Source organism: Bacillus cereus ATCC 14579, from assembly GCF_000007825.1.
GTDB lineage: Bacteria > Bacillota > Bacilli > Bacillales > Bacillaceae_G > Bacillus_A > Bacillus_A cereus.
On the sequence record NC_004722.1, the window covers coordinates 5,332,714 to 5,354,612 of the forward strand.

Genomic DNA, 21,899 nt, shown 5'->3' on the forward strand with positions numbered 1-21,899 from the left:
CCTCCCTATCATGAAGGATTTTCAGTTTATCATGTTAAAATACTCTCATTATCTACTATAATTCAATGTTATTTCGAAGGCGTTTTACATAATTACGACTGACTGGAATCGGTTGCTCATCATACCTATCTAAATACAAATTATACGTGCCATTATAATAAGGTTTCAGTTCTTTTACATATGACATATTAATTAAATAGCTTTTATGTACACGTAAAAAATCATATGCATTTAGCTTATTTTCTAATTCCTGAAGTGTATATGTTGAAATATACTGATTATTCGTTGTGTAAATTGAAACAGTTTTATTTTCTTTATTTTTACTTACATATACGATATCTTCTGGAAGAATATATCGTATGCCCTCTTGACTTTCTATCGGTAGTTTTCGCAAATAACTCTTTGCTTTCTCACCTTGTTCTTTACCTATTTTATATAAAAGAAATTGTAAATCTTCTTCACGAAATGGTCGCAATAAATAATAAAATGCTTGAAAACGAAAAGCTGTAATAGATTCTTCTATGTTTTCACCTACAAAAATAAATTTTGTATAGCAATTTATTTCTCGTAATAAACTTGCATATTCAAAACCAGTACCATCTAGTAATTTGGAACTTAAAAAAACAAAGTCTGGTATATGTTTTTTCATCATAAATAAAGATTCTGTTCCTGTCTTTGCTTCAAAACATTCTACATTTCTCATATTTTCAGTGAAATTTTCAGCTAACTCTCTTCTCTCTTCTGCCTCTTCCATAATCAGTAAAATTTTCATTTCTTCAACCACCTAATTCTTTGTCCATATGTCCTGTTGTATACATTCGCTTTTATAAGAAATAATCCCTTTTTCTTACTATACCATTATTTATCTAAAAAAACAGAAAAAAGGAAACCACTTCGGTTTCCTCTCCCCCTTTATCCCGTACTAACTGCCTATAAAGAGACAAGTAGTGTAGGATGATAAACGATCCAGGATACGTTTAAATTTTCACTTTATACTAATTCTCGTTGCTTCGTTTCCTGTCCAAGTATTATTACAGCGAATACACCAATTAAAATTGATCCACAGAAAATCGTAAATATTAATGATAGTGAAGCTTCTGAGGCAACTAAATATCCCACTAATAGTGGCCCAAGGATACCACCGATACGACCAAATGCTGCTGCCATTCCTGCACCTGTACCACGAATAACCGTTGGATACTGCTCAGGTGTATAGGCGTATAATGCTCCCCAAGCACCTAAGTTAAAGAAGGATAGTAGCATACCTGCCACAATTAATACTGTTAATGAATCCGCAACCCCAAACAAATAAGCACTGCAAGCTGTCCCAATTAAATACGTAACCAAAACAAATTTACGACCGAGACGTTCAATAAACCAAGCAGCGGTGAAATATCCTGGAAGTTGAGCTAATGTCATAATAAGTACGTATTGGAAACTTTTTATTAAACTAAATCCTTTTAGCACCATTACACTCGGTAACCAAAGGAACATTCCATAATAGGAAAAGACAACACAAAACCATAGAATCCATAGCATAATTGTTGCTTTACGATATTCCCCAGACCAAACTGATTTTATATTTTCAATAACAGATGGCCTTTTTTCAACTTTTTGGAACCTTGGGGAATCCGGTAAATTCCATCTTAAATATAAAGCATATAGTGCTGGAATTGCACTCAATACCATCGCAACTTCCCAACCATATTTAGGAATAACAAAATACGAGATAAGAGCTGCAATTAGCCATCCACCTGCCCAAAAACTTTCTAATAACACAACAATTTTCCCACGCTCATGCGCTTCAACACTCTCTGATACTAGTGTAGAGGCAACTGGAAGCTCTCCGCCAAGCCCCATACCAATTAAAAAGCGTAAAACGAGAAACATTGCAAGTGTTGTTGTTAATGCAGTTAAACCACTACCGATAGAAAATAACAATAATGTAATAATAAAGACTGATTTCCGCCCTATTTTATCTGATAGTATCCCAAAAATAAGCGCTCCTACTGCCATACCGATTGAGTTAATACTGCCTATCCAGCCCATTTCTTGCGTACTTAATCCCCAATCCTTTTGCAAGGCTACCATTACAAATGAAAGCATTCCAACATCCATTGCATCAAATAGCCATCCAAGCCCAGCTATACCAAGTAGTTTGCGCTTCGAAATTTCTTTTACCTTGCCCACTAGAAGTCCTCCTCACACAGGTGTCTTTACACATCATTTTACATGTGTGAATTGTATAAGTAAAATACTTTTGTGTAAAAAATTCTCCTTCATCATTCCCAAAAAGTAAAACGTCTATCCCGATTGGTGAGAGCTAATAATCAGTGGGGATGCCTCACTAATTAAAGTTTCAATTTATTAAAAATGAACAAATAAAAAAAGCAGCGATATTTCGCTACTTTTTCGAACGCATTACTTCTTTTAAAAATTCCGCTAATACTAACTGACGACGCCAGCGTGTTGGATTACTGCATAATCTATAAAACCACTCTAAATGAATCGCTTGAATCCATTTTGGTGCACGTTTTACCTCTCCAGCCCATACGTCTAAACTTCCACCCACTCCAACAGCCATTTTCGTTTCTAAACGATGCTTATTGTTTTGGATAAAGTTCTCTTGTCTCGGGAAACCAAGTGCAACAAGTAATAAATCTGGTTTTGCTTCTTGAATGCGAGAAATAATATTCTCTTCGTCTTCTTGTTTAAAATAACCATCTTGTATACCGGCGATGGATACAGCTGAATATGTCTTTGTTAAATGATCTGCTGCAGCTTGTACAACATGCGGCTTTGCACCTAATAAGAAAACAGATACCGGCTTACTATCTTCTGATAACTTCGCAAGTAAATTACACATTAAATCAAAACCTGCTACACGTTCTTTTAAAGGTGTACCAAGCATCCCGCTTGCCTTTACAACCCCAATACCATCAGGTGTAATTAAATCTGTATTCAATAATGTTTGATAGAACTTTTCATCCTTTTTTGCGCACATAACAATTTCAGGGTTTGCTGTTACTACCTGAAACGTATGAGTTCGCTCCGCCTCTAGTTGTTCTTTTAAATATTGGACCGTTTCATCCATTGTCATTGTAGAAAAAGGAACGCCTAGAATATCAACTGTTTGTACTGCCATAGTTAACTATCCTCTCTATCATTACAAGTTTTTCGCTATTAATTGCTTATATGTTTCCTTTGTATCTTCATATAGTTTTTGAAGTGAGAAGTTCATAGTAGCATGCTCATAAATATGTTTACCCATTGCTGCTAACTCTCCAGTTTTCCACTTATCATACGCTTCTTCTAAAGCTAATGCTAATGCCTTTCCATCACCTGTTGGCACAATCCATCCGTAAGTTTCATCTACGATTAATGGCTCAATTTCTCCAGCCCTAGTCACAATTGATGGTACGCGTTGATTTGCCGCTTCTAATAAAACTAGTGGGAACCCTTCACTATGGGAAGTTAATAAATTTACATGTGACGACGCAAATAATTGTTTTACATCTTGACGATGTCCTAAAAACTCTACTTTATCGTTAATCCCTTTTTCAGTAGCTAATGACTTTAGATTTTCTTCTAATGGGCCATCGCCAACTAATAATACTTTAATTTTCTCTAATTTTGTTTGTTGTAACGCATCGAATAAAACTTCATGTCCTTTGACAGGATGTAATCGTGCTACTTGGATTGCCGTAAATACATCTTCATCAATATTGAACATTTCTTTTTTATTATAACCTTCTGCTTTTTCCTTATCGTATTCAATTCCATTATAAATAACATGCATCTTTTCATTTGAAATACCTAATGCTGCCAGGCTTTTTTTCAATCTATTCGTTACAACGAAAAATAAGTCTATATTTTTTAAGGCTTTCAAATTTAATTTCGTAAAAATCCAACCTTTTAAGCCCTGTTTAGTAAAGTCTTGAAACGGATCACTATGAATAGTCGTTACCCATTTTGCCTTTATTCTCTTTTTCATTAAAGAAACATAGAAATTAGCCCTAGGGCCATGTGTATGAACTACATCAAATTTTTCTTTATTAATAAATTCACTTATATTCTTTAAAATGGATAAATCATAGCGCGATTTTTGTGAAAACACATGGACTTTTATCCCTAATTCCCTTGCTTCCTTCGCAACAATTCCATCTTCAAATACTGCTAATTCTACTTCACCAGTTGGAAACTGATCGAGAAGTGAAATAATATGTGTTTTCCCTCCCCCATCTTCTGCTCCTGCATTCATATGCAATATTCTCATATTTTTTCCTCCTTTAAATCCTCGCTACGTTTCCATCTATTTTTATTTTACTGTACTAAAAAATAAAAGCTAACAAAAGTTAGCTTTTATTTTTATCATTCAATTTCTAGGTCTACTATTAGATAAGCTAACACCACTACAAAGTAAATTCCAACTCCTGGTGCTGTTAAAATATGTCCTGCAATATAAGCAATACCTAACGCTAACAATAAGCTTGCTGAAATCATTCCATATTTTATATTAAATATGTCCTTAAATCTCGTAGCAAATGCTAGTAGAATTCTTAGCCCGTAATAAATAAATGGGAATCATTAGTAATACAAAGCCAATAATCCCGAAATCATAAAACCAATCATGGAAATCCATTTCGATTAGTTTTGGATCTGGCTGCTTTTGTTCATTGTATTTAAAGTTACCTGCATAACCCATTCCTAATAACTTTTGTGACATTGGCGCTTCTTTAAAGAACTGCTTATGTCTTTCTTCATATACTTGACGTCCACTGAAAATAAGGTTTTCTTGATTTTCTTTCTTTTGCTCTTTCTCAAGCTCTTTCTTAACTTCAACTTCTATCTTCGCTTTTTCTTCTGGTTTTTCAACCTTATGGTGCTTTTCTTCTTTTTCTTTAAGTTCTTGTTCTTTTTTCAGCTTCTCTTTAATTTCTTGTTCTTTTTGATCTTGTTGTGCTACATTTTGCTCTGTTAAATAGTTATTGTGAATACCCATATTTTGCGCTAATGGTGTTTGCTTAAACGTCCCAACTACACCGGCTAATAGGATAATAGCAATTACTGCGTTAAGTGCAAGAGATTTTTTGTTCGGGTTTTTTCTATCAAATAATAATTGTAGTACAATGATTCCGATTGCTGCCGCTAACGTAACACCAATTGAGCCCATTCCTACTTTCGTACCAACTTGAATTAAAGAGTAAATCATTAAAAGTGATGGAATCCAATATAAAATATGTTTCCAGCTCTTTGTTTTTTGAATAGAATATAGTACCACAATAGGGAAAATAATAGCTAAGATTGAACCTAGTTCATTCCCTGCATAGAACCAACCTCGAGAACCAACCTTCATCCATTCATAACTACCAAAGTCAGTAGATGTTGAAATAGAAATAACCATAATTGCATTAATGATTAATGTAGAATATACAATACTATTTCGAACCTTATCACTAATATTAACTGTCTTTTTCAATGATTTTAAAGCTAAAATGTATGACCCCAGCATAATATATATATATAATGCTTTCGCAACGAATTTAACTTCTTCACTAAGTACAATAGGATCCTTAACTATTTTGTTATTAATAAATCCTACCCCTAAAACTCCGGCTAATAATATAAGGTAAATTAAAAACTTTCTATTTTCCTTCTCTTTTGCCTGAATTAAAATGTAAATACCACCAACAGCCATAATAAGGAATCTTACTAAAATCCCAACGGTAGCATTTGACTTTAATAAAGTGATGCTAAGAGACGTTAATAAATCTAAAACAGGCTGTAAAATAATAAAAAAGAGCAAAAAATGCTCAAATCTAACCCTAGCTTGATTTGCTAACATTCCAAGACCTCCATACAAAATCTTAACATTATCTTTTAATCATAATTTATTATCGTTAAAACACACCTAGCAATTATAACATAACTCATATTTAAATTGAGAACTATTTTTATACCGAAACTAGCCAATCCACCTTAAGTAGTACTAGAAAATATTATCCTTTAGCTATCCTTCCCTATCTCTATAAAAACTATCTAACACTCTTTCACTTATTATCAGCATTATAGTAACATTCATTAATCCTTGTATTATTATATAAAATTTAATAATTACAAAATGACATCTACTCTGCTATCCTACAACTAAAGATTAACCTTGCTTCATTTTCCCCTAAACATTTTCAAACGCTTTCTTTATGTATTTTATCCATTTTTCTACATGTAACGAAAAGTAATTGTTATTTCCAATACTTTAGTGTATATTTTTTCTCTGGAACATCTTTAAGAGAAAGGGATTAAGGCCATGTTATTAATCGATATATTTACGTTTCTTGGCATTATCGCCGCTGCCATTTCTGGTACATTAGTTGGTTTAAAAAAAGATTTAGATTTATTTGGTGTCCTTTGTTTAGCTGTAGCTACTGCGCTCGGCGGCGGTATTATTCGTGATATCATGATTGGTAACCTGCCCCCTGTCGCATTTGTAAAACCCATTTACTTTTTCGTAAGTGTATTATCAGCATTATTTACTTGTATGTTTTTTGAGCGCATCAATAAACTTCAAGTCGTTATTATGCTTTCTGATGCTGTTGGCTTAGGCGTTTTTACAGCTATTGGTGCAAATGCGGCAATGTCACATCATGTTGACGCCTCATTTCTAGTTGTTTCAATGGGAGTCATTACAGGTATTGGAGGCGGTATTTTACGTGACATTTGTGCTCAAGATATCCCTTACGTATTCCGAAAAGAAATTTACGCAATCGCTTCTATCTTAGGAGCAATTAGCTTCCTAATCACACACGCTATGGGCGCGCACGTATTAGCTTTCTATGTTTGTTTATTAGTAACATTCGTTATTCGTGTCGTCACTGTAATATATAATGTGCATTTCCCTGTTTTCTTTAAAACACATGCTAAAATTAATAAAGGCCATTAAGAGAATTCTAAATAGAATTCTCTTAATTTATATACTATTCAACGAACTAATATAGAGTAATTATATATAAGCATATATAATTACTCTATATTAGTTTTAAAATTGAAAAGGTTTTATATACAGGGGGAAGAATGATGCTTGGGGTTTTCAAAAAAAATATTAATAAAACAAATGTCAGTATAATCGAATTAAGTAAGGACCAACAAATAACTTTTAATGTACCTACTAATTCTGAATTGAAAATTCAAATGGATATGCTACATATTTCAAAAGAAGATCTACAAGTCGTAAAAGTACTACAGCCTTTTATTTATGCAGAAATTGATTGGATTACTGAAAAATTCTATGCCAACATTACAAAACAACCTAATTTAATTACTATTATTGAACGTTACAGCTCTATTCCAAAACTAAAACAAACTTTAAAAACACATATTAAAGAATTATTCAGCGGCAATATGCATGAAGATTTTATTGAACAGCGTGTTAGGATTGCCAAAAGGCATGTACAAATTGGTTTACATCGAAAATGGTATACTGCTGCTTATCAAGAATTATTCCGCTCTATCATAAAGATTTTGCAAACAAAAATAACAACAATCGATGATTTTTCCTATTCTATAAATGTTATAAATAAATTATTCACTCTTGAACAAGAACTTGTTCTTGCAGCTTATGAATCTGAATATGAAAGAATACAAAAAGAGCATGAGAAAGAAAAAGAATTAACTGCTATGACAATTACGCATATCGCAACAGAACTAGCTGCTGTATCTGAAAAGACAAGCTCTTCTATTCAAAAACTAACCGCTAAGTCTGAAACTATTGTAGAGATTGCTAAAACAGGTACATCATTAGCTACAACATCTGAAGAAAAAGCGAATAAAGGGAAAGAACAATTAAACCAGCAAAACAAACGAATGGGATCTATTCAAATGAATATGGAAACAATTATTACAGATACTCATGAACTTCTTGATATTTCTAACAAAATTAACGAAATCATAGATATCGTTAAATCAATCGCGGAGCAAACAAATTTACTCGCACTAAATGCTGCTATCGAGTCTGCACGTGCTGGAGAATTTGGGAAGGGGTTTTCTGTTGTTGCTGGTGAAATACGAAAATTATCAGAGCAAACGAAAGAATCTATCTTTAACGTTACAAAGCTCGTCGAAAAAACAAATGAACAAATTATCCGTGTCTCGTCTTCCGTGAAACAAATTAGCTCTCTCGTATCAGAAGGAACGGATAGTATGTCGGCAACAGATCGATACTTCGAAGAAATTGTAAAAGATATGTCTAACTCAAAAGAACAGAATAAGAAAATTGAACATGAGCTACAAGCTATTTCACAAGTAATGAAAGGAATTCAAGATGATTCCTCACAAATGGCTCTAACAGCCGATAATTTACAACTAGAACTAAATCGATAAGATCAAGTGAAACTTTAATCAGCCCTCAACAATCGGGCTTTTACAGGCGGTCCGCCCCCACCTAACTTCTTTGCTTTCGCTGATTTTGAGGTGGGGGGCTTACTACCTGGAAAATAACGGGATAAAATTCAGGTCCGGCATACTTTCCATTTTGCACTGACTACTAAATTTCATCTTCCATCAATAAAAAGAATCCAGAATGGATTCTTTTTATTTTCTGAAAAATATTTTTTGACAATACACATAACTCATATAAACACCAAAGCTCTGCAAAATAAACAATGCCGGCATAATTACATTGTAATATACCATATCTACTTGGAATAACTTTAACAATACGTAGCCACTAATTAAAAATAAGAACAACATATATCCCTCATTTTGTTGTTTCTTAATAAGAAAGTGTAATAGAGCTATAGTCATAAACAATGTTACGGCTATATATATCAGTTTTTCACATTTGAAAAGAATAGAATTTATCCCCTCATCTGAAAACTGATTTATCATCGGTTCTAAAAGTTTAAATCTTTCTCCCTCAATCTCTTTTAACTTTTGATCAATATGCTCTGTTATACTTTGATTTTTCGATATGTTTTCCTCATGTTTCGTTTTCCCAATTAAAACAGATTGAACATATGTCTCATTCTCAATCGTATATTGTGACAGTCCCATTGCCTTAATTCCATAATTCACACCAAAATGAGTACTATAAAATAGAATAAGTATCCCTACCATCTTTAGTAACACCTTTTGTTTCGGTGCTGATTGAGACACTTCAATTAATAATACATATACCGTGATAAAAATAGGAAGAAATAATCCCATTGGAAAAATCATATTACTAAATGCAAATAAAACCGCTGAAAACACCCACATATAAGGATGATCTAACCCTTTATATAAAAGTATGTAACAAGCAAAATAAAATAAAAATATTGCAAGTGACTCAGGAGTTAATACGGAACTCAGCAATATATTTGGAATATACAGAGCATAAAATATAGAAGCAATACGACCGCATTCTTCTCCAAAAACCATTGCCGCAATACGATAAATAAAAAATGCGGTTCCTGCGCAAAATAACACATTAAATAGTTGTAAAGCGAATAATGTATCACCAAATATACGAATAATTACTGACTCATATATAATAAAAGGCAAATGAGTGACAGTCCCTATATTATTACCAATTGCAATCTGCTTTGCAGACTCATACATCACTTTCATATCACCAATTATTGGAGCATCTACAAATAACAGCATACTAAGCCTCACAACTATAGATATACTTATAAGAAAAACAAGAAATTGTTTATCTGTAAAACGATATTGTAGAATTGATGCCACTAACAAAATGAGTATGACGAAAATTGCCAAAATGATTGTTACACTTGTTGTACTTCCTCCAAAGAATTGCTTACTTGTCTCAAACGCTGCCCAGCAACTATAAACAAAAAATGCTAGCATTGCACCGATTATAATTTTATTGAAGAAAGATGAAAAATTTGTTTGTATATGATTCATATGTCCATTGCACCTCTATTTCCATTCATAACAAAACGATTCTATCATGAATGGGTACACCGCTGATAGAGAATTTCTATGACAAATACATAGTCATTACTTTTTACTTGCAATGTAAGCGAATCCTCTTTTACACTACATTTTAGATAAAATAAATTTTCTTTCAGTTACATGAATACAAATACAGAAGTTTAAATAATACTCTTTTGGACTACACTTTACTTCATTAAATATCTAATATGAGTACTAAGCTTACACATATTATTCTGATTGAAAACAGACTATAGGGGCTGAATATATGGAAAAGAAATTCATGCGAGAATCTAAAGCAATTAAGACAACACGTGTTTTTCCTAACGATTTAAATAATCACCAAACACTTTTTGGGGGGAAATTATTAGCAGAAATTGATAGTATTGCTTCAATTGCGGCTGCAAGACATAGTCGTAAACATTGCGTAACAGCATCTATTGATTCAGTTGATTTTTTAACTCCAATTCACCAAGCTGATTCTGTTTGTTATGAAGCATTCGTATGTTATACAGGGAAATCTTCAATGGAAGTTTTCGTAAAAGTAATTGCAGAAAATTTATTAGCAGGCGAGCGTAGAATTGCTGCTACTTGCTTCATTACATTTGTAGCAATAAAAGATGGAAAACCTTCGTCTGTACCACAAGTACTCCCTGAAACTCAGGAAGAACATTGGTTACACAAAACCGGTTTAGAACGCGCGGAAAACCGAAAAAAAGGACGTTTAAAAAGTAAAGAGATGGCTGAAGTTTTAACTTTAAGTAAGCCTTGGAATATTTAACATAATCTTCTCATCATACATGCACAGGCTCTTCCTTGCATGTATTTTTTATTATAAAAAATACTATCGCTTGCCTTTGTGTTCAGTGGCCTCCCCCTAAAATAACCCATCAGTTTTTCCTTTATTTTCTTATACTTTTAATGGTATATTAAGTAAAGTTGTTTATAAATAACCATAATATAGTTAAATATGTAAGGGGTGGTGCGGTAATGTCTATCGAGGTACCAATTTCAATACCAAAAACTTTGATTATTATTCCAGCCTATAATGAGGAAGAAGCAATTGCGGATACATTAACAAGATTACTAGAACTAAAACAACATTTTACAGCGTTAAGCATTTGCGTTATTAATGATGGTTCACAAGATAAAACAGCTCAAATCGTAAAAAATTTCCCAGTTCATCTTATTAATCTACCATATAATCTGGGCATCGGTTCAGCTGTACAAACTGGTTATAAATACGCATATGAGAATGGATATGATATTGCAATTCAGTTCGATGCTGATGGACAACATAATCCGGATGATTTATACAAAATTATACAGCCTATCGCTGAAGGCCAATGTGATATGGTGCTGGGTTCACGCTTTACAGAAAAAACAGCTTACAAAGGTAGTATTTCAAGAAGAATTGGTATTTTTTATTTTACTGCTCTACTGAAAGTGTTAACGAAACAAACATTTATGGATCCAACTTCTGGATATCGTGCTATCAATCGAGAAGTAATTACGATTTTTGCACACAATTATCCAAAAGATTATCCAGAGCCAGAAGTTCTTATTCATTTAAAAAAGAAAAAACTTCGCATTAATGAGATATCTGTAAATATGCAAGAGCGACAAGGTGGACAATCTTCCATCACACCTCTTAAATCTGCATATTACATGATTAAAGTAAGTCTTGCTATATTGATGCAAAAAATCGTGAAAGGTTGATAGTGAATGCATATAATTACCTTTTCATTCATCTTTATTTTGTTATTATTCTTCTTAATTATTAATTCTATTCGTCGCGGGGCTTTAGAAACAAAATATGCTATTTTGTGGATTTTTGTTTGTGTTGCAATGGCTATTTTAAGTTCTACTGATAAAATTATAAATTGGATTGGAAAACTATTAAAAGTAGAATATCCACCATCCATCTTATTCTTATTTGGATTATTATTCTGTTTCATTTTAATTTTTGACTTAACAAGAAAAATTTCTAAGCTACACCATCAACTTGTAACATTAACGCAAGATTATGCGTTATTAAAGCAAAAATTAAACGTAACACAAACAAAAAATGAAACTGATAACGAATAGTTTTTCATTTAAATATGAATATATATAAAAAACATCTTAATTTCCTTGAAAAATTAAGATGTTTTTTATTTCAAACTATTTTTTGCTAATTAATAATTTACTAATTTTCATAACCGTTGCCACGGTTCCTACTCCAATTATAATAAATAAAAATGGGATTAACGGTAATGCATATCTTTCATATGCGGCATAAAAACAAGTTAAGGCTGTTTGCAGTAAAAGAATTGACCATAAAAATGTAGTCTCTCTCCACCTTTTTAAAAGGAAGATAAATGAAAGTATAGTACATATTAAAAACATCGTCTTAATAAAATTATGTATTTCATTCATATCCTTTGCAGAAACATTAAATACTTCAATATTATGCTCTATAGAATAATACGGTTTTTTCCACATAATTTCTGGCTTCAAGATTAAATAACTCTCTATCATGGAATTCCTATCTGTTTTCCACCATTCTTTCATTCTATCTTTCGCTATTTTTTCTTCTAATTCCATAAATTCATGTGCTTCCAGATTAGGGTACTTTGCGTGTAATTCTACTTCAAGTTCTGCCATATTCTTACCTTCTGGGTAACCTTTACCTTGATACGTTCCAAGTAATAACGGATTCCCTGCCCCAGCAGTTAGTGGAATAAATTTATCAAATTGAATGTAATTGCGGGCCCACCATGGTCCAAGTACAATAAGTCCTATTCCTATACTTATAATCGCTTGCTTCATCATAATGCGGAATGGATAGCGCTTCATTAAGAGATATATAAATAATGGTATTGGATATAAAGCAACTTGTACGCGTAAGTACAATGCTAAAAAGTAGAAAATTAATACAATTAGGAAATGTTTCGTTTTATGAGTATCAGCTAATTTTAAACTCCAATATAATAATCCCAATGAAAAGAATAGAAACGGCCCTTCTGTTAAAGTTAAATTTTCCACAACAATCTCTGGAGGATACACAGCTAATAAGAAAGCACCTATTAACCCTGCAGCGGGATTCAATAAATAAGTACCAATCTTATAAGTTAGTAAAATACTAAGTACCCCTAATAGGATAATAATTAATTTAGCTACAAAAAGGCCTTCATTGCCATTTCCAAAAAAGTAAAATACAGTAGCTAAAAATGCTGGAAAACCTGGCATAATATGAATAGTTGGTTTATCCGGCTCATGATATGTTAACATTCCTGTTTCCAATAAAATAGTTGCCGTTTTTTGATACCCTAGATCATCACTAGCTAGGGTCAAATCTGCACCATGTGTTTGTAAAGTTGCAAAACGAAGCGCAAAACCGACTATCATAATAATCCCTAAAAGGATTACATTAGATTTGCGAGTAAATCGCCTTAACATCTCATCTTCTCCCTTCAAATACATAATTTTCAAATTATATTTCTATATTTTTACAAGACAATATATTCTATAATAAATACTTTTTATACAAAGTACAATAATAGAAAGTTGATTTACAAAGTTTATATGCGTTAAACTGATACAGATGTTCTTGTAATCTTCTTCCTTTCAAAAGGCTTGTATATATGGTGCAAGACATAAAAAATTTGAGGAGATAAAAATTCTATGATGGAACAAAAACAACTTGTTTCTGTTGTCATACCCCTGTATAACACAGAAAAATATATTGAAGAAACGATGCAGTCAATACTGGATCAAACATATAAAAACATTGAAATTGTAATTGTAGATGATGGAAGTAAAGATCAATCACCTTCTATCGTAAAAAATCTTGCGGAAAAATATCCGGGTCAAGTAAAATACGTTCACCAAAAAAACCAAGGTGTTTCAGTAGCTCGTAATACAGGGATTGAAAATGCTAGCGGAGAATACGTGGCTTTCCTTGATAGTGACGACTTATGGCATCCAACTAAAATTGAGAAACAAATCGAGAGTATGCATAAAAACAACATGGACGCGTGCTATTGTGGTTATATGAATTTCTACGAAGAAACAGGCGAAAAGGTTGAGCATACAACAAACTTTATTAAAGGTGATATGGCAAAAGCATTCTTAACACACCAAGTTGTTGCTCAAACAAGTACTTGGATTTTCAAACGCTCTATCGCAATGAATCATAATATCCGTTTTACACCAGGATGTAGCTGGGGAGAAGATTTGGAGTTTTTATTTAAACTAATGAGTGTGACAAATGTATGCTATGTCGATGAATACTTAACATATTATAGAATCTTATCAGAAGGAAATCTTTCTTCTAAGTATAAAGATTATGAATTAAAAACGACAAAAGAGTTGGAAGTATTCAATCGTATGAAAGATTGGGTACATAACAAATCTCAAGACTTCATTACGAAAGACCCTCAGTCACTTATTGATATTCTTGAGACTTATTTATTCCCTTATACTGTTATCAATAATGCTTGTATATACATTAAAGAAAACTCTCAATTAAATAATGCCCAAGTTCAATTAATCAAAAAAGATATAAAGAAATATTGCCATAAAATCTATTCAAAAAACGGAAAGCGTAGTAAAAAACTATATGCAATGCTTTGGTTTGTACGAATTAAATTTCTGTTTTCTTAAACTGAAAATATAGTACTCACCTCTCTTTCCGTAAACAAATCAAATTTACAAATAGGACAAACGAAAAAGGTCCTAAAGAATAGAAAGGTTTTTTCTCATGAAAACAAATAAGATTCTTAAAAATGCCTCCTACCTATTTGTAGGAAATATTACTGTTCGATTTGTACTTGCTATCGCGACGATTCTCTTCGCAAGATACGTTTCTCCCGGTGAGTATGGGATGTTCACAACTGCATTAGCAGTTTCCGCTGTTATTTGTTATTTCACAGATGCTGGTTTGACACATACGTTTATGCGTGAAGGAACGAGAAAGGATGCAAATATTAGCGTACTAATCAGTAGTTATTTACGCATTCGTTTCGTATTAGCTGTCGTAATTTCTGTACTCTTCGCTATTTTTGCTCAGTTCTTCTATACTGATGCCTACCTACGCGCCATGGTATATTGGGTTGTACTACCAACAATGTTTGGAGCAACTTTACAAGGCGTTGGAATGGCTTATTTCCAAGTAACAGAACGTATGCAATTTACAGCGATTATTTCTGTACTACAAGGTGTAACAGCCGCAGCTGCGCTTCTACTCGGAATGTCGTTGAAATGGTCACTTATGACGGTCGCTGCTATGTATGGGATATCTAGTCTTGTAACAGGAGTCATCGCCTTCATAATGGTACTCCGCCATACGACAGTTCATAAGGGCTGGGACAAAGGGATTTTAGATCAACTGCTGATTTTCACAATCAATGGCATTATCATTATGCTTTTACCGCAGTTAGGCCCTATTATATTAGAAAAAGTTTCGACGTACGAGCAAGTTGGATTCTTTGGAGCTGCATCAAAAATACCTGCAGTCCTTTATCAAATACCTGGTGTAATTGCAGCAGCCTTTTATCCAAAATTATTTGCCTTTGGAAATGAAAAGAATATTGATGAACATAGAAAACTATCTCAGTTTGAATTAAAACTGATGTCTTTTTTAGGAATGGGAATCTCCATTCCATTTATCGCTGATCCAAGCTTTTGGATTGTTACTTTATTAGGCAAAGAATATGCGCCAGCTGGTGATGCTCTTGCCATTTTAGCCTTTATGGTCATTTTACAATCTATTAACTATCCACTTGCTGATAATTTGACGACAATTGGTCAACAATGGAAACGCGCAACAACAATGGGAATCGGACTAGCTGTTGCCGTTATAAGTTACATCGTCTTAGGTAGTCAGTTCGGAATGATGGGAGCAGCTATTGCCGCTATCCTTACCGAGATTACGTTATTAATCGGATTCACTCTATTTGTTCGTAAAGGCTTCTCGTTACTATTTAAAGGGATTATATTCAATACCTTAGCCTTTATCATCAGCTATATTCTATACCGTACAATATTAATTACCTTACCCCCATTAGTTGCTTTAACAATTACTGGTATATTATACGGTATTATCGGTCTTGCGATCGATCCACAAATACGCGGATTGATTTTAGGATTTATAAATAAAAAGCTGGCTCGAAAATAAATAAAAATAAAAACTTCAAATCAAATTTGAAGTTTTTATTTTTATCTTCTTCACTTAGAAAATGAGCCCTTTTTCAATCTATATCTTAAATTGACTTGCCTTTCTGGAATGATTATACTTGGAAACGAACAGCACTAGATGTACAACACCTATTATTAAGGTAATTCATAGTTAATTCTTCATGTAAATATTAACTATTTACACCCTAAATTTACCACACATTGCACCAATAAACACTTTATTAATACTATTAAAAATCGCCGATTCATACACAGTTTTTCTTCATCCTAAAACGATATCCAGAGATGAAGAATATGGCAATTGCATTTAAGGAGGCTTATTTATTTAATGACTTCAGAAGTAAATAAAAGAACATTTTTCACTAAAAGCACACTTATTATTATTCCATTATTAATAATATGTGCATTTGCTTTTCATTACTTTTTCCTAAAATCAGACAATGTATTTTCTAGTACAGGAGATGCATTATCACAATTTAGTTTCTTTACATTCCTTTTACAACACGCATTTAAAGATGGAAATTTATTTTGGTCTTGGGATTATGGCTTAGGTGGAGATTTATTCGGAGAATTTAGTTATTACTATAGTACAGCACCATTTTTCTGGCTTACGCTTCTACTTCCTAAACTAAATTTTGACCAAATCTTTGAGATGAAACTATATATGAGTATTTTAAAGAGTACATTAGCTATGTTATTCATGTATGGTTCTTTACGTTATCACAATAAAACTATTTTTTCTTCTTTCATTTCTGCCATTATATATGGAGGATGTGTAACTTTCATTCGCCATTCTTTATTATGGGATTTCATGGCAGATGCTATAGTGTTTTTACCTTTAGTAATATGGGGATTAGATAAATATATTTTAGAGCGAAAAAAAGGGTTATTCCTGTTTGCAACAGCACTTATGCTTGCATCAAATTTCTATTTCGCTTTCATTACTAGTATTTTTATCTATATTTATGCCTTTTTCCAATATTTCGCTACACAGCAGAACAAAACAATTAAAACATTTATAATTTATTATATTAGAATTGCTTTTCTATATGCTTTATCACTAGGTTTATCTGCTGTTTGCTTTATACCATCTGTAAATGGTGTATTTAGTTCCGATCGACTCGCTACAAAATTTACTATACCGTTATTTTTTGAAGGTACGTTTTATAAAAACTTAATGGAAAGTATCTTTTTCATTAATAATACAGAGGATTATCAGCTTGCATTCCCTGTTTTCATCCTCTTCCTTATTACTAGCGCGCTTCTAATACGCAATAAACTTGTCACAAATAAATTAACCTTTACTGGGTTTATGTTAGTGCTATATATGCTTCCATATACGTATTCCGTATTTAATGGCTTTTCTGCCATGCAATACAGATGGTTTTACTTATTTGCATTTGTGGTTGCACAAACTGTCGCCTACATTTTAGATTGGATGCTACTCAACAAACAAAAGGTCAATTCTTTAATAGGTCCTTTGCTAGCAACAACATTATTTATTTACGCATTCTATAGAAAAGTAAATATAAATGCACAGCCGCTACAAACAATTGATAAAATTTTAATTTGCACTACTGTATTATCTATTATTACAATATTACTATGGCGCTATTTATCAAAAGTAGCCTTACAATGTTTCATTGTATTAAATGTACTCGTCAATGTAATATTTATTAATTACTTCTATTCAGATTTTGCTCTTAGTAAACACTTTAATCAAGCAGGCGTGACAAAAGAATCATTACACGGGCCAGGTCTTGATAATAAGGATGAAATTGATGCAATTCGTTACATACAAAATCAAGATAAAGATTTTTATCGAATTATCAATCCAAACAATAATTATAAAAATACGCCGATGTTGCAAGGTTATCATGGTACAAGTACTTATCAAAGCTTAGTCAATTATCATGTTCATGACTTTATGAAAAATAAGTACAATGTTTTCCAAGGATACGATAGTCCATCTATGTTCTTCCAGTTAGATAAACGATTATTCCTTGAGAACATGCTAGGGGTAAAATATTATGTACTAAGTGAAGGTGCTAATAAAACCGAAATTCCTTATGGTTATAAGCATTTACAACAAGTAGGTCCTTACAACATTTATAAAAATGAATTTGCACTACCATTAGGCTATGTATACGAAGCTGGAATAAGTGATGAAGAATTTTCAAAACTTAATTTTGCCGAGAAAGATCAACTTTTATTAGATGCTGTAGTTGTAAATGATGTTGGAAGTCTCCCACTAAAACAATTTAATACAAAACAGCTAGATTCAAAACAAATTAAGATTAATCCAAATAAAATGAAGTGGGAAAATATAGAGAAAGAGAAAGATATACTCACTGTTCATGAAAATGGGCGTATAATAGTACCTATTGATAATAACGATATGTTAGGTGATCTTCTTGTTGAAATTAAAATTAGAAATATAAACAAGGTATCATTTGGGGTTACCGTGAATAACAAATCTATGATAAAAGGTAATGAAGATGGAGCTTATGCTTATCCGTTAGAAAGATTTGTTTACAACTTAGGAAAAGATGCAAAGCCAACCGAGCTAATCATTTCTATTCCTACTCCTGGTCAATATGAGTTGAAAGATTTACAAATCAACAGTACTAACTATCAGACTGTCCCGAAAAAAGTAAATACTTTAAAAGAAAATAGCCTACAAAACATTTACTATGAAGGTAACTCCTTAAAAGGTGATATTAATTCCACTAAAGATGGATTACTATATTTATCGGTACCATATAGTAAAGGATGGTCAATAAAAGTTGACGGTAAAGAAACGGAATTTACGAAGGCTAATTCCGCCTTTATTGGCGTTCCTATTTCCAAAGGGCAACATGTAGTTGAAATGAAATACGTCACACCTTATTTCAAAATGGGTCTCGTTATTTCTATCATTTCATTTATCATTTGCATCTCGCTTCTAGTTCTTGGAGATACGAAAAGATATTCAAAATTAAAAAGTCGTTTTAAAAAAAGGTATTAAAATGAAGTGAAGTAAAAGTTGAAGATGATTGCTTCACTTTTACTTCATGCCCACTTTAAAATTACACCTAAGGAGGTCCTAACATGACCCTTTCAATAGTAGTACCATGCTACAATGAAGAAAAGGTGCTTCGTGCCTTTTATTCAGAGACTTCTCTTGAAATTCATAAATTAACTACCGATTATGAATTTGTTTTTGTTAATGATGGTAGTAAAGATGATACATTAAATATTTTACGTGATTTAGCTAGTGCAGATTCATCGGTACACTATATATCATTTAGTCGAAACTTCGGAAAAGAAGCTGCAATGTTAGCTGGTTTAAAATATGCTACAGGCGATGCAATTGTTATTATGGATGCTGACTTACAACACCCTCCTACGTTAATAAAAGAATTGTTAGAAGGATATAACGAAGGCTACGACCAAGTCATTGCAAAAAGAACAAGAACTGGTGATTCACCTGTTCGCTCTTTCGTCTCTCGTCTTTACTATAAGGTGATGAATAAGTTTGTAGATATTGAATTAGTAGATGGTATTGGTGACTTTAGACTTTTAAGTCGAAGAGCAGTGGATTCTTTAGTGTCTTTAAGTGAATACAACCGATTTTCAAAGGGTTTATTCTCTTGGATTGGTTATAACGAATTAATCATTGAATATGAAAATGTATTACGTTCTGATGGAGAAAGTAAATGGACCTTCTCGAAATTATTAAATTACGGAATTGATGGTGTAATTTCATTCAATAATAAACCGTTACGTCTATCTATATATCTCGGATTACTAACAACCATTTTAGGACTTTTATACGTAATCACTACGTTCGTTCAAATCATCCTTGGTGGTGTGGAAGTTCCTGGTTACTTTACTCTCATTTCCGCTATACTATTTATTGGCGGTATTCAACTCATATTCCTAGGTGTGATTGGTGAATATATCGGTCGTATTTATTATGAAACAAAACGTAGACCGCATTTTATTGTAGCTGAAAAGAAAGTTAGTGAAGTTAAACAAAAGGCATAACCAAAAAGTTACTTCTGTAGGTAGAAGTAACTTTTTTATATACTAACATTTACAAACACTTCTTTTGAAAAAATATACATTTTGAAATGATGGCATTATATGAAAGAATTTAGTATCATGATTCAAGGTACTATTTCAAGTTGGACGGAGGATACTATGAGCTTATTAACAGTTGAAAAATTAGGACATACATTTGGCGATCGTACATTATTTAAAGATGTATCTATGCGATTATTAGCAGGTGAACACGTTGGATTAGTTGGTGCAAACGGTGTTGGTAAATCAACATTCATGAATATCATTACTGGTCAGCTTATTCATGACCAAGGTCGCGTAGAATGGACACCGGGCACACATTATGGCTACTTAGATCAGCATACTGTTTTAACGCCTGGGCGTACAATCCGTGACGTACTAGCGGATGCATTTTTACCGTTATTCGAAAAGGAAAAAGCTTTAAATGAAGTTACAGAAAAAATGGGAACTGCTACACCAGAAGAACTAGAAGAACTTCTTGAGCAAATGGCAGAAATACAAGATGCACTTGAAGCAGGTGGTTTCTATTTACTATATATGAAAATTGAAGAGGCTGCACGTGGTCTTGGAATTGATGCAATTGGTTTAGATCGTGATGTTTCAGCACTAAGTGGTGGACAACGTACAAAAGTATTGCTTGCAAAGCTATTACTTGAACAGCCAGAAGTGTTATTGCTTGATGAACCTACTAACTATTTAGACGTTGAACATATTCATTGGTTAACAAATTATTTGAAAGAATACCCACATGCATTCTTATTGATTTCTCATGATACGGAATTTATGAATAAATGTGTTGATGTTATTTTCCATCTAGAATTCACAAAAATGACACGCTATACAGCGACATATGAAAAATTCCTAGAACTAGCAGAAATCAATAAAAATCAACATATAAACGCTTATGAAAAGCAGCGCGAGTTTATCAAAAAGCAAGAAGACTTCATTGCAAAGAACAAGGCTCGTTATTCAACGACAGGTCGTGCAAAGAGTCGTCAAAAACAACTTGATCGCATGGAACTTATTGATCGCCCAGAAACAGCGATTAAACCTGAATTCTCATTTAAAGAAAGTCGCGCAAGTAGTCGCTTCGTCTTTGAAGGTGAAAATGTAGAAATCGGATATACGCATCCTCTACTACCAAAGCTATCAATGACGATTGAACGTGGTGAAAAAATTGCTATTGTTGGATGTAACGGTGTTGGTAAATCAACGTTGCTAAAAACAATCTTAGGTAAAATTAAACCTTTAAGCGGTAAAACAAGTCTTGGTGACTTCTTAGAGCCTGCATACTTTGAACAAGAAGTTAAAGCTGATAATATAACACCAATTGATGATGTATGGAATACATTCCCTGGCCTAGACCAGCATCAAATTCGTGCGATGTTAGCAAAATGCGGATTAAAAAATGAACATATTTCTCGCCCATTAAGTCAATTAAGTGGTGGAGAACAAGCAAAAGTTCGTTTATGTAAGCTAATGGGTGAGGAAAGTAACTGGCTATTATTTGATGAGCCGACAAACCATCTTGATGTTACAGCAAAAGCGGAACTTAAGAAGGCTATGAAAGCATATAAAGGAACAATTCTCCTTGTATGTCACGAACCGGACTTCTATGAAGATTGGATCACAAAAGTTTGGGATGTTGAAGAATGGTCTCAAAATAGTAAGTAGTCTTTAAGAAAAAACTCCTTGTGTAGACAAGGAGTTTTTTACTTATTTTT

General features: G+C 32.8%; 16 protein-coding genes and 2 pseudogenes. 11 read left to right on the forward strand and 7 right to left on the reverse strand.

Annotation, left to right across the window (positions count from 1 at the left end; translation table 11 throughout):
• Positions 1-55: 55 nt before the first annotated feature.
• The 5 genes and pseudogenes from BC_RS27015 to BC_RS27035 all read right to left on the reverse strand — a co-directional run bounded on the left by BC_RS27015 (position 56) and on the right by BC_RS27035 (position 5,845).
• Entirely contained in the window at positions 56-772 is a 717-nt protein-coding gene (locus BC_RS27015) for a LytR/AlgR family response regulator transcription factor (protein WP_000698256.1), read from the reverse strand.
• 218 nt (positions 773-990) lie between these two features.
• Positions 991-2,190 (reverse strand): MFS transporter, encoded by a 1,200-nt coding sequence (locus tag BC_RS27020; protein WP_000521075.1) that lies wholly within the window; start codon positions 2,188-2,190, stop codon positions 991-993.
• A gap of 214 nt (positions 2,191-2,404) precedes the next feature.
• Positions 2,405-3,145, reverse strand: coding sequence for a WecB/TagA/CpsF family glycosyltransferase (locus BC_RS27025; protein ID WP_000290748.1), 741 nt, complete (start codon positions 3,143-3,145; stop codon positions 2,405-2,407).
• 21 nt (positions 3,146-3,166) lie between these two features.
• Positions 3,167-4,276, reverse strand: coding sequence for a glycosyltransferase family 4 protein (locus BC_RS27030; RefSeq protein WP_001221227.1), 1,110 nt, complete (start codon positions 4,274-4,276; stop codon positions 3,167-3,169).
• A 95-nt stretch (positions 4,277-4,371) separates the two neighbouring features.
• A pseudogene (locus tag BC_RS27035) lies at positions 4,372-5,845 on the reverse strand (O-antigen ligase family protein).
• Positions 5,846-6,307: 462 nt separating this feature from the next.
• On the opposite strand from BC_RS27035, the gene BC_RS27040 reads away from it, so the two are divergent.
• The 3 genes and pseudogenes from BC_RS27040 to BC_RS28505 all read left to right on the forward strand — a co-directional run bounded on the left by BC_RS27040 (position 6,308) and on the right by BC_RS28505 (position 8,376).
• Entirely contained in the window at positions 6,308-6,940 is a 633-nt protein-coding gene (locus tag BC_RS27040) for a trimeric intracellular cation channel family protein (protein ID WP_000924371.1), read from the forward strand.
• A 134-nt stretch (positions 6,941-7,074) separates the two neighbouring features.
• Positions 7,075-7,620 (forward strand): annotated as a pseudogene (locus BC_RS28500) (protoglobin family protein); the annotation flags it as partial.
• 54 nt (positions 7,621-7,674) lie between these two features.
• Positions 7,675-8,376, forward strand: a complete 702-nt coding sequence (locus tag BC_RS28505) for a methyl-accepting chemotaxis protein (RefSeq protein ID WP_370445139.1) — start codon at positions 7,675-7,677, stop codon at positions 8,374-8,376.
• A gap of 210 nt (positions 8,377-8,586) precedes the next feature.
• Here the strand turns inward: BC_RS28505 and BC_RS27050 are convergent, their stop codons facing one another.
• Entirely contained in the window at positions 8,587-9,900 is a 1,314-nt protein-coding gene (locus tag BC_RS27050) for an ArnT family glycosyltransferase (RefSeq protein ID WP_001015618.1), read from the reverse strand.
• A gap of 298 nt (positions 9,901-10,198) precedes the next feature.
• Between BC_RS27050 and BC_RS27055 the strand changes: the two genes are divergently transcribed.
• The 3 genes from BC_RS27055 (at position 10,199) to BC_RS27065 (ending at position 12,018) form a co-directional block, all read left to right on the forward strand.
• Positions 10,199-10,711, forward strand: coding sequence for an acyl-CoA thioesterase (locus BC_RS27055; RefSeq protein ID WP_000412124.1), 513 nt, complete (start codon positions 10,199-10,201; stop codon positions 10,709-10,711).
• Positions 10,712-10,920: 209 nt separating this feature from the next.
• Entirely contained in the window at positions 10,921-11,649 is a 729-nt protein-coding gene (locus BC_RS27060; RefSeq protein WP_000021473.1) for a glycosyltransferase family 2 protein, read from the forward strand.
• Positions 11,650-11,655: 6 nt separating this feature from the next.
• A complete protein-coding gene (locus BC_RS27065) occupies positions 11,656-12,018 on the forward strand; it encodes a DUF2304 domain-containing protein (RefSeq protein ID WP_000547570.1) in 363 nt (120 codons plus the stop codon).
• A 75-nt stretch (positions 12,019-12,093) separates the two neighbouring features.
• Here BC_RS27065 and BC_RS27070 read toward each other — a convergent pair whose 3' ends face one another.
• The gene (locus BC_RS27070) at positions 12,094-13,371 is read right to left on the reverse strand and encodes a glycosyltransferase family 39 protein (RefSeq protein ID WP_000946116.1); all 1,278 of its coding nucleotides are present in this window, start codon (positions 13,369-13,371) and stop codon (positions 12,094-12,096) included.
• A gap of 225 nt (positions 13,372-13,596) precedes the next feature.
• On the opposite strand from BC_RS27070, the gene BC_RS27075 reads away from it, so the two are divergent.
• The 5 genes from BC_RS27075 (at position 13,597) to BC_RS27095 (ending at position 21,849) form a co-directional block, all read left to right on the forward strand.
• A complete protein-coding gene (locus BC_RS27075; RefSeq protein ID WP_000970524.1) occupies positions 13,597-14,577 on the forward strand; it encodes a glycosyltransferase family 2 protein in 981 nt (326 codons plus the stop codon).
• A gap of 97 nt (positions 14,578-14,674) precedes the next feature.
• A complete protein-coding gene (locus BC_RS27080; RefSeq protein ID WP_000856149.1) occupies positions 14,675-16,090 on the forward strand; it encodes an oligosaccharide flippase family protein in 1,416 nt (471 codons plus the stop codon).
• A gap of 348 nt (positions 16,091-16,438) precedes the next feature.
• Entirely contained in the window at positions 16,439-19,117 is a 2,679-nt protein-coding gene (locus BC_RS27085) for a YfhO family protein (protein WP_000200226.1), read from the forward strand.
• 83 nt (positions 19,118-19,200) lie between these two features.
• A complete protein-coding gene (locus BC_RS27090) occupies positions 19,201-20,139 on the forward strand; it encodes a glycosyltransferase family 2 protein (RefSeq protein WP_000175826.1) in 939 nt (312 codons plus the stop codon).
• A 156-nt stretch (positions 20,140-20,295) separates the two neighbouring features.
• Entirely contained in the window at positions 20,296-21,849 is a 1,554-nt protein-coding gene (locus BC_RS27095; protein WP_164928353.1) for an ABC-F family ATP-binding cassette domain-containing protein, read from the forward strand.
• Positions 21,850-21,899: the final 50 nt, after the last annotated feature.